Origin of the sequence: Sabulicella flocculans (assembly GCF_045449635.1) — a bacterium.
In the GTDB taxonomy this organism is placed as follows: domain Bacteria; phylum Pseudomonadota; class Alphaproteobacteria; order Acetobacterales; family Acetobacteraceae; genus Roseococcus.
Map to the genome: position 1 here is coordinate 106745 of NZ_JBJJBR010000010.1, position 9895 is coordinate 116639.

5 protein-coding genes are annotated in these 9895 nt (G+C 68.4%); all 5 read left to right on the top strand.

The genetic code is table 11. The features are described 5' to 3' along the window. Window positions 1–86: 86 nt before the first annotated feature. A complete protein-coding gene (gene rpoB / locus ACI6QG_RS11595; protein ID WP_407024717.1) occupies window positions 87–4274 on the top strand; it encodes a DNA-directed RNA polymerase subunit beta in 4188 nt (1395 codons plus the stop codon). 97 nt (window positions 4275–4371) lie between these two features. Further along, the gene (rpoC, locus tag ACI6QG_RS11600; RefSeq protein ID WP_491630731.1) at window positions 4372–8625 is read left to right on the top strand and encodes a DNA-directed RNA polymerase subunit beta'; all 4254 of its coding nucleotides are present in this window, start codon (window positions 4372–4374) and stop codon (window positions 8623–8625) included. A gap of 262 nt (window positions 8626–8887) precedes the next feature. Next, the gene (gene rpsL / locus ACI6QG_RS11605) at window positions 8888–9259 is read left to right on the top strand and encodes a 30S ribosomal protein S12 (RefSeq protein ID WP_207539845.1); all 372 of its coding nucleotides are present in this window, start codon (window positions 8888–8890) and stop codon (window positions 9257–9259) included. 11 nt (window positions 9260–9270) lie between these two features. Further along, window positions 9271–9747 (top strand): 30S ribosomal protein S7, encoded by a 477-nt coding sequence (gene rpsG / locus ACI6QG_RS11610; RefSeq protein ID WP_407024718.1) that lies wholly within the window; start codon window positions 9271–9273, stop codon window positions 9745–9747. A 25-nt stretch (window positions 9748–9772) separates the two neighbouring features. Then, window positions 9773–9895, top strand: a 123-nt coding sequence (locus ACI6QG_RS11615; protein WP_407024724.1) for a GTP-binding protein, incomplete at its 3' end; no start/stop codon positions are given.

The window sequence follows — 9895 nt, forward strand, 5'->3', positions numbered from 1 at the left end:
GCCGCCCCTTCCGCCGTTTCGGGGGGCACGGTGCCGCCCGGGGCAAAGAACTCGCCCGCCAGGGCATCTAGGGAAGCGGATACCGCATGAACGCGATCAGCAAGGCTTTCACGGCTCGCAAGCGCATTCGCAAGAGCTTCGGGCGGCTGCCCGAGGTGGCGCCCATGCCGAACCTGATCGACGTGCAGCGCGCCTCCTACGCCACCTTCCTGCAGATGGAGGTGCACCCGGACGCGCGCACCAACACCGGCCTGCAGGAGGTGTTCAAGTCCGTCTTCCCCATCAACGACTTCGCCGGCCGCGGCCGCCTGGAGTTCGTCCAGTACGAGCTGGAGGAGCCCAAGTACGACGTGGAGGAGTGCATCCAGCGCGGCCTGACCTACGCCGCGCCGCTGAAGGTGAAGCTGCGCCTGATCGTCTGGGACCTGGACGAGGACACCGGCGCGCGCTCCGTCCGCGACATCAAGGAGCAGGATGTCTACATGGGCGACATGCCGCTCATGACGGACAACGGCACCTTCATCATCAACGGCACCGAGCGCGTCATCGTCAGCCAGATGCACCGCTCGCCGGGCGTGTTCTTCGACCACGACAAGGGCAAGACGCACAGCAGCGGCAAGTACCTGTTCGCCGCGCGCGTGATCCCCTATCGCGGCTCCTGGCTCGACTTTGAGTTCGACGCCAAGGACATCTGCTACGTCCGCATCGATCGCAAGCGCAAGCTGCCGGCCTCCACCCTGCTGATGGCGTTGGACAGCGCCGCGACGGAGGCCAAGCGCGCCGAGCGCGCCGCCAACGGCACGGAGATGGAGCCTGCAGATGTCCGCGGCATGGACGCCGAGGAGATCTTGAACCAGTTCTACGGCCAGGTCGCCTACACGCGCGGCCCCAAGGGCTGGTCCCGCGCCTTCGACCCGGAATCCTTCAAGGGCGTGAAGCTGCTGGAGGATCTGGTGGACGCCGCCACCGGGCAGGTGGTGGCCAAGAAGGACGACAAGCTGACGCCGCGCGCCGCCCGCAAGATCGCCGAGGCCGGCACCGCCGAGGTGCTGGTTGGCCGCGCCGACCTGCTGGGCCGTTTCGTCGCCGAGGACCTGGTCAACATGCAGACCGGCGAGATCTGGGCCGAGGCGGGCGACGAGCTGACCGAGCCGCGGCTGGCCGCCATCGAGGAGGCCGGGCTGGACCGCCTGCCGACGCTGGCCATTGACCAGACGGTTGGGCCCTGGATGCGCAACACCATCGCGGTGGACAAGAACACCAACCGCGACGAAGCGCTGATGGACATCTACCGGGTGATGCGCCCGGGCGAGCCGCCGACGCCCGAGACGGCGGAGGCGCTGTTCAAGGGCCTGTTCTTCGACCTCGACCGCTACGACCTGTCCTCCGTGGGCCGGGTGAAGATGAACATGCGCCTGGGCTTCAGCCTGGAAGAGGCGCCGGACCACCTGCGGGTGCTGCGCAAGCAGGACATCATTGCCACGCTGCGCGTCCTGCTGGACCTGAAGGATGGCCGCGGCTCCATCGACGACATCGACAACCTCGGCAACCGGCGCGTGCGCTCGGTGGGCGAGCTGATGGAGAACCAGTACCGCGTCGGCCTGCTGCGCATGGACCGCGCGATCAAGGAGCGCATGGGGTCGGTGGACATCGACACCGTCATGCCGCACGACCTGATCAACGCGAAGCCGGCGGCGGCGGCGGTGCGGGAGTTCTTCGGCTCCTCGCAGCTCTCGCAGTTCATGGACCAGACAAACCCGCTGAGCGAGGTGACGCACAAGCGCCGCCTCTCGGCGCTTGGCCCGGGCGGCCTGACGCGCGAGCGCGCCGGCTTCGAGGTGCGCGACGTGCACCCGACGCATTACGGCCGCATCTGCCCGATCGAGACGCCGGAAGGCCCGAACATCGGCCTGATCAACAGCCTCGCCACCTTCGCGCGGGTGAACAAGTACGGCTTCATCGAGACGCCCTACCGCCTGGTGCGCGACGGCAAGATCGTCGGCGACCCGCGCTACCTCTCCGCCATGGAGGAGGAGCGCCTCGTGGTTGCCCAGGCCGATGCCGAGGTGAACGCCGAGACGGGCGAGTTCCAGAGCGAGCTGGTCAGCGTGCGCCAGGGCGGCGACTTCCGGCTGGTGAAGCCTGAGGAGGTGACGGCGATCGACGTGTCGCCCAAGCAGCTGGTCTCCGTCGCCGCGGCGCTGATCCCGTTCCTGGAGAACGACGACGCCAACCGCGCGCTGATGGGCTCCAACATGCAGCGCCAGGCGGTGCCGCTCATCAAGAGCGACGCGCCGCTGGTGGGCACCGGCATGGAGGCCGCGGTGGCGCAGGATTCCGGCGCCGCCATCTCCGCCCGGCGCGAGGGCGTGGTGGACCAGATCGACGGCGCGCGCATCGTGGTGCGGGCGACGGGCGATGACGGGCAGACGGTGGGCGTGGACATCTACCGCCTGCGCAAGTTCCAGCGCTCCAACCAGAGCACCTGCATCAACCAGCGCCCGCTGGTGAAGGTGGGCGACCGCGTGCTGGCCGGCGAAATCATCGCCGACGGGCCGAGCACCGAGCTGGGCGAGCTGGCGCTGGGCCGCAACGTGCTTTGCGCCTTCATGCCCTGGAACGGCTACAACTTCGAGGACTCCATCCTCATCAGCGAGCGCATCGCGCGCGATGACGTCTTCACCTCGATCCACATCGAGGAGTTCGAGGTCATGGCCCGCGACACCAAGCTGGGCCAGGAGGAGATCTCGCGCGACATCCCCAACGTGGGCGAGGAGGCGCTGCGCAACCTCGACGAGGCGGGCATCGTCTACGTGGGCGCCGAGGTGAACCCGGGCGACATCCTGGTCGGCAAGGTGACGCCCAAGGGCGAGAGCCCGATGACGCCCGAGGAGAAGCTGCTGCGCGCCATCTTCGGCGAGAAGGCGAGCGACGTGCGCGACACCTCGCTGCGGCTGCCGCCGGGCGTGTCGGGCACCATCGTGGACGTGCGCGTGTTCAGCCGCCGCGGCGTGGACAAGGACGAGCGCGCCATGGCCATCGAGCGCGCGGAGATCGAGCGCCTGGCCAAGGACCGCGACGACGAGCGCGCGATCCAGGAGCGCTCCTTCTACGGCCGCCTGCGCGAGCGGCTGCTGAACCGCAAGGCAGCCGGCGGCTTCAAGGGCGTGAAGGCCGGCACCGTGGTGGACGACGCGCTGCTGGAGCAGTTCGCGCGCCCGACCTGGCGGCAGATCGCCGTGCAGGACGACGCGGCGATGGTCGAGGTCGAGGCGCTGAAGCGCGAATTCGACGCCGCGGTGGAGCGCATCCAGAAGCGCTTCGACAACAAGGTGGAGAAGCTGCAGCGCGGCGACGAGCTGCCGCCTGGCGTGATGAAGATGGTCAAGGTCTTCGTCGCGGTGAAGCGCAAGCTGCAGCCCGGCGACAAGATGGCCGGCCGCCACGGCAACAAGGGCGTCGTCTCCCGCGTCGTGCCCATCGAGGACATGCCCTTCCTGGAGGACGGCACCGCGGTGGACCTGGTGCTGAACCCGCTGGGCGTGCCTTCGCGCATGAACGTGGGCCAGATCCTGGAGACGCACCTGGGCTGGGCCTGCGCCAACCTGGGCCGCCAGGTGGGCGAGCTGGTGGGCGAGTTCCAGCGCACCTCGGCGGTGCGCGAGGAGCTGCTGGCCAAGCTGCGCGACGTCTACGGCGAGGAGATCTTCGAGCGCGAAATCGCGCCGATGAGCGAGGAGCAGCTGCTGGAGCTGGGCGAGAACCTGCGCAAGGGCATCCCCATCGCCACGCCGGTGTTCGACGGCGCGCGCCCGTCCGACATCGAGATGATGCTGGGCAAGGCGGGGCTGGATTCCTCCGGCCAGATGCGGCTGCATGACGGCCGCACCGGCGAGCCCTTCGAGCGCAAGGTGACCGTCGGCTACATCTACATGCTGAAGCTGCACCACCTGGTGGACGACAAGATCCACGCCCGCTCCATCGGCCCCTACAGCCTCGTCACCCAGCAGCCGCTGGGCGGCAAGGCGCAGTTCGGCGGCCAGCGCTTCGGCGAGATGGAGGTCTGGGCGCTGGAGGCCTACGGCGCCGCCTACACCCTGCAGGAGATGCTGACGGTGAAGTCGGACGACGTGTCGGGCCGCACCAAGGTGTACGAGGCGATCGTCCGCGACCAGGACAATTTCGAGGCCGGCATCCCGGAGTCCTTCAACGTGCTGGTCAAGGAGCTGAAGTCCCTGGGCCTGAACGTGGACCTGGAGAACAAGGCCTCCTGACCCCATATCCGGGGGGACGCACCGCGTCCCCCCAACACTTGAATCCCCGAAGCAGGGTCCCGGCGGCGCGCATGGCCGGGACGGAGAGCGAGGCGGCATGAACGAGCTGATGAAGATCCTTGGCCAGACCGGCCAGGCGATGACCTTCGACCAGATCAAGATCTCCATGGCCAGCCCGGAGCAGATCCGCTCCTGGTCCTTCGGCGAGATCAAGAAGCCCGAGACGATCAACTACCGCACCTTCAAGCCGGAGCGGGACGGGCTGTTCTGCGCCCGCATCTTCGGCCCGATCAAGGACTATGAGTGCCTGTGCGGCAAGTACAAGCGGATGAAGTTCCGCGGCATCGTCTGCGAGAAGTGCGGCGTGGAGGTGACGCTGGCCAAGGTGCGCCGCGAGCGCATGGGCCACATCGAGCTGGCCGCCCCCGTCGCGCACATCTGGTTCCTGAAGAGCTTGCCCAGCCGCGTCGGCCTCATGGTGGACATGAGCCTGAAGGAGCTGGAGAAGGTCCTCTACTTCGAGAACTACGTCGTTCTGGAGCCCGGCCTGACCGACCTGAAGCTGCATTCGCTGCTGACGGAAGAGCAGCTGATGAGCAAGCAGGACGAGTTCGGCGAGGACGGCTTCCGCGCCGGCATCGGCGCCGAGGCGGTGAAGGAGATCCTGCACGGCCTCGACCTCGACAAGGAGGCGCCGCGCATGCGCGCGGAGCTGAAGGAGACCACCTCCGAGGCCAAGCGCAAGAAGCTGGTCAAGCGGCTGAAGCTGGTCGAGGCCTTCGCGGAGAGCGGCGCCAAGCCGGAATGGATGATCCTGGACGTGGTGCCGGTGATCCCGCCCGAGCTGCGCCCGCTGGTGCCGCTGGATGGCGGCCGCTTCGCCACGTCGGACCTCAATGACCTGTACCGCCGCGTCATCAACCGCAACAACCGCCTGAAGCGGCTGATCGAGCTGCGCGCGCCCGACATCATCGTGCGCAACGAGAAGCGCATGCTGCAGGAGTCCGTTGACGCGCTGTTCGACAACGGCCGCCGCGGCCGCGCCATCACCGGCGCCAACAAGCGCCCGCTGAAGTCGCTGAGCGACATGCTGAAGGGCAAGCAGGGCCGGTTCCGGCAGAACCTGCTGGGCAAGCGCGTGGACTATTCCGGCCGCTCGGTGATCGTGGTGGGGCCGGAGCTGAAGCTGCACCAGTGCGGCCTGCCCAAGAAGATGGCGCTGGAGCTGTTCAAGCCCTTCATCTACTCCAAGCTCGAGAAGTACGGCCACGCCTCCACCATCAAGCAGGCCAAGCGCATGGTGGAGAAGGAGCGTCCCGAGGTGTGGGACATCCTGGAGGAGGTGATCCGCGAGCACCCGGTGCTGCTGAACCGCGCGCCGACGCTGCACCGCCTGGGCATCCAGGCCTTCGAGCCGGTGCTGGTGGAGGGCAAGGCCATCCAGCTGCACCCGCTGGTCTGCACCGCCTTCAACGCCGACTTCGACGGCGACCAGATGGCCGTGCACGTCCCGCTGAGCCTGGAGGCCCAGCTGGAGGCGCGCGTGCTGATGATGTCCACCAACAACATCCTCAGCCCGGCCAACGGCAAGCCGATCATCGTGCCGTCGCAGGACATCGTGCTGGGCCTCTACTACCTGTCGCTCGACACCCCGGAGTTCCGGGTGGAGAAGGAGCAGGCGGAGAAGCACGAGGCCGCGCTGGCGACGCTGAAGCCCGGCGCCACGCCGGACGCGGCGCAGACCGCCGCGCTGGCCTGGCGCCCGCGCGTTTTCGTCAACCTGGGCGAGGTGGAGCAGGCGCTGGCCACCGGCGCGCTGACGCTGCATTCGGCGATCTATGCCCGCGTTCCGGCGGTGACCGCCGATGACCCGAAGCGCACGCTGCGGGTGCTGACCACGCCGGGCCGGCTGATGATGGGCGCGCTGCTGCCCAAGCACCCGGCGCTGCCCTTCGACCTGCTGAACCGGCTGCTGACCAAGAAGTCCATCTCGGACGTCATCGACGCCGTGTACCGCCATTGCGGGCAGAAGGAGTCGGTGATCTTCGCCGACCGGCTGATGGGGCTTGGCTTCCGCCATGCCGCCCGCGCCGGCATCTCCTTCGGCAAGGACGACATGGTCATCCCCGACTCCAAGGGCGGCATGATCGCCAAGACCAAGGAGGAGGTGAAGGAGTTCGAGCAGCAGTACCTCGACGGCCTGATCACCTCGGGCGAGCGCTACAACAAGGTGGTCGACGCCTGGTCGCGCTGCACCGACGAGGTGGCGAAGGCCATGATGGCGGAGATCCAGAAGCAGGAGGTCGGCAAGCCCACCAACTCGGTGTGGATGATGTCGCATTCCGGTGCGCGCGGCTCGCCGGCGCAGATGCGCCAGCTGGCCGGCATGCGCGGGCTGATGGCCAAGCCCTCGGGCGAGATCATCGAGCAGCCCATCATCTCCAACTTCAAGGAGGGGCTGACGGTCCTCGAGTACTTCAACTCCACCCACGGCGCCCGCAAGGGCCTGGCGGACACGGCGCTGAAGACCGCGAACTCGGGCTACCTGACGCGGCGCCTGGTGGACGTGGCGCAGGACTGCATCATCACCACGCTGGACTGCGGCACTGAGCGCGGGCTGAACGTGCGCGCCATCATGGATGGCGGCGACGTGGTGTCCTCGCTGAGCGAGCGCATCCTGGGCCGCACCGTCCAGGACGAGATCGTTGACCCCGCGAACGGCGAGGTGCTGGCCGAGCGCAACACCCTGATCGAGGAGGCGCTGAGCGAGCGCATCGAGAAGGCCGGCGTGGAGGCGGTGAAGATCCGCTCCGTGCTGACCTGCGAGGCGACGCAGGGCGTCTGCGCCCATTGCTACGGGCGTGACCTCGCGCGCGGCACGCCGGTGAACATGGGCGAGGCGGTGGGCGTCATCGCCGCGCAGTCCATCGGCGAGCCGGGGACGCAGCTGACCATGCGCACCTTCCACATCGGCGGCGCGGCGCAGCGCGGCGCCGAGCAGTCGGCGGTCGAGGCGACGGCCGATGCCAAGGTGAAGCTGCTGAACCTGGCGTTGGTCACCAACTCCGCCGGCGCGCCCATCGTGATGAGCCGCAACTGCGAGGTGGCGCTGGTGGACGCCAACGGGCGGGAGCGCGCGCGCTTCCGCGTGCCCTACGGCGCCAAGATGCTGGTGACGGAAGGCGTGGACGTCACGCGCGGCCAGAAGCTGGCCGAGTGGGACCCGTTCACCCTGCCCATCCTGACGGAGATCGGTGGCACGGTGGAGCAGGCCGACCTGATCGACGGCATCACCCAGATGGAGCGCACGGACGACGTGACCGGCCTCTCCTACAAGGAGGTGATCGAGTTCAAGGGCGCCAAGGGCGCCGACCTGCGGCCGCGCCTGATCCTGCGCGACGCCAAGGGCGGCGTGATGAAGCGCGAGAACGGCTCGGACGCCATCTACTTCCTGTCGCCGGGCACCATCGTCGGCGTGGAGAACGGCGCGACCGTCCACGCGGGCGACGTCATCGCGCGCATGCCGCGCGAATCCTCCAAGACCCGCGACATCACGGGCGGCCTGCCACGCGTGGCCGAGCTGTTCGAGGCTCGCCGGCCCAAGGATGCCGCCATCATCAGCGACATCGATGGGCGGGTGGAGTTCGGCAAGGACTACAAGGCCAAGCGCCGCATCATCGTGAAGAGCGACCCGGTGGGCGACGAGCCGGGCATCGAGCGCGAGTACCTGGTGCCGAAGGGCAAGCACGTCTCGGTGCAGGAAGGCGACTACGTGAAGGCCGGCGACCCGCTGGTGGACGGCCCCCGCGTGCCGCACGACATCCTGCGCGTGCTGGGCGTGGAGGCGCTGGCCAACTACCTGGTGAACGAGATCCAGGACGTCTATCGCCTGCAGGGCGTGAAGATCAACGACAAGCACATCGAGGTGATCGTTCGCCAGATGCTGCAGAAGGTCGAGATCCTCGAGCCCGGCGACACCACCTTCCTGGTGGGCGAGCAGGTGGACCGGATCGAGTTCGAGGGCGAGAACGAGAAGCGCATGCGGGTGGGCGAGCGCCCGGCGCGGGCCGAGCCGGTGCTGCAGGGCATCACCAAGGCCAGCCTGCAGACGCAGAGCTTCATCTCCGCCGCCTCCTTCCAGGAGACCACGCGCGTGCTCACCGAGGCAGCCACTGCCGGCAAGGTGGACAGCCTGGGTGGCCTGAAGGAGAACGTGATCGTCGGCCGGCTGATCCCGGCGGGCACCGGCGCGGTGATGGCGCGGCTGCGCGCCATCGCGGCCCAGCGCGACGCCGGCCGCCTCCCGGCCGAGACGCCGGCCCTGCCGGACCCGGCCGCGGCGGCGGAGTAGCCTCATGCGCCGGGCGCGCAGGTCGCGCCCGGCGAATCCGGTGCCTTCGCTTGACTCGCCCCCGGGGGGTCAGTAGAAGGCGCCTCTCGCCGGGGAAACCTGGCTTGTTGGTTCAAACGCCTTGCCTGTGGCGCCGCGGCTCCTGAAGCCGCTGAGGCCACGGGTTCGATGCGGTGGCCCGCTCGTGATGCCTGATGGCGTCCGGGCGGGCCGCGCTTCGTTCGGGGCGGGCGGGTCGAGAACGAGTTCACGAAGGGGCGTCATGCCGACGATCAACCAGCTCATCGCCCAGGGCCGCGAGCCCCGGAAGAGCCAGAACAAGGTGCCCGCGCTGCAGGGCTGCCCGCAGAAGCGCGGCGTCTGCACCCGCGTCTACACGACCACCCCGAAGAAGCCGAACTCGGCGCTGCGCAAGGTCGCCAAGGTGCGCCTGACCAACGGCTTCGAGGTCGTGAGCTACATTCCGGGCGAGGGCCACAACCTGCAGGAGCACTCGGTGGTGCTGATCCGCGGCGGCCGCGTGAAGGATCTTCCGGGCGTGCGCTACCACATCCTGCGCGGCGTGCTGGACACGCAGGGCCTGCCGAAGCGGCGCAAGCGGCGCTCGCTGTACGGCGCCAAGCGTCCGAAGTGAGGGGCTGAGAGATGTCGCGTCGTCACCGCGCCGAGAAGCGCGAAGTCCTGCCGGATCCGAAGTTCGGCGATATCGTGCTGAGCCGTTTCATGAACGTGCTGATGTACGACGGCAAGAAGTCCGTGGCCGAGAGCATCGTCTATGCCGCCATGGACACGCTGAAGAAGAAGGGTGGCCCGAACAGCGACCCCCTGCGCCTGTTCCACGAGGCGATGGACAACGTGAAGCCGGCCGTCGAGGTGCGTTCGCGCCGCGTGGGCGGCGCCACCTACCAGGTTCCCGTCGAGGTCCGGCCCGAGCGGCGCCAGGCGCTGGCCATCCGCTGGATCATCGACAGCGCGCGCAAGCGCGGCGAGAGCACCATGGAGGAGCGGCTGTCGGCCGAGCTCATGGACGCGGTGAACAACCGCGGCTCGGCCGTGAAGAAGCGCGAAGACACGCACCGGATGGCGGAGGCCAACAAGGCCTTCAGCCACTACCGCTGGTAACCCCTTTCGGATTGGACTGACGACGATGGCCAAGGCGAAGTTCGAGCGCAACAAGCCGCACTGCAACATCGGGACGATCGGCCATGTGGACCATGGCAAGACGTCGTTGACGGCGGCGATCACCAAGGTGCTGGCGAAGGCGGGTGGG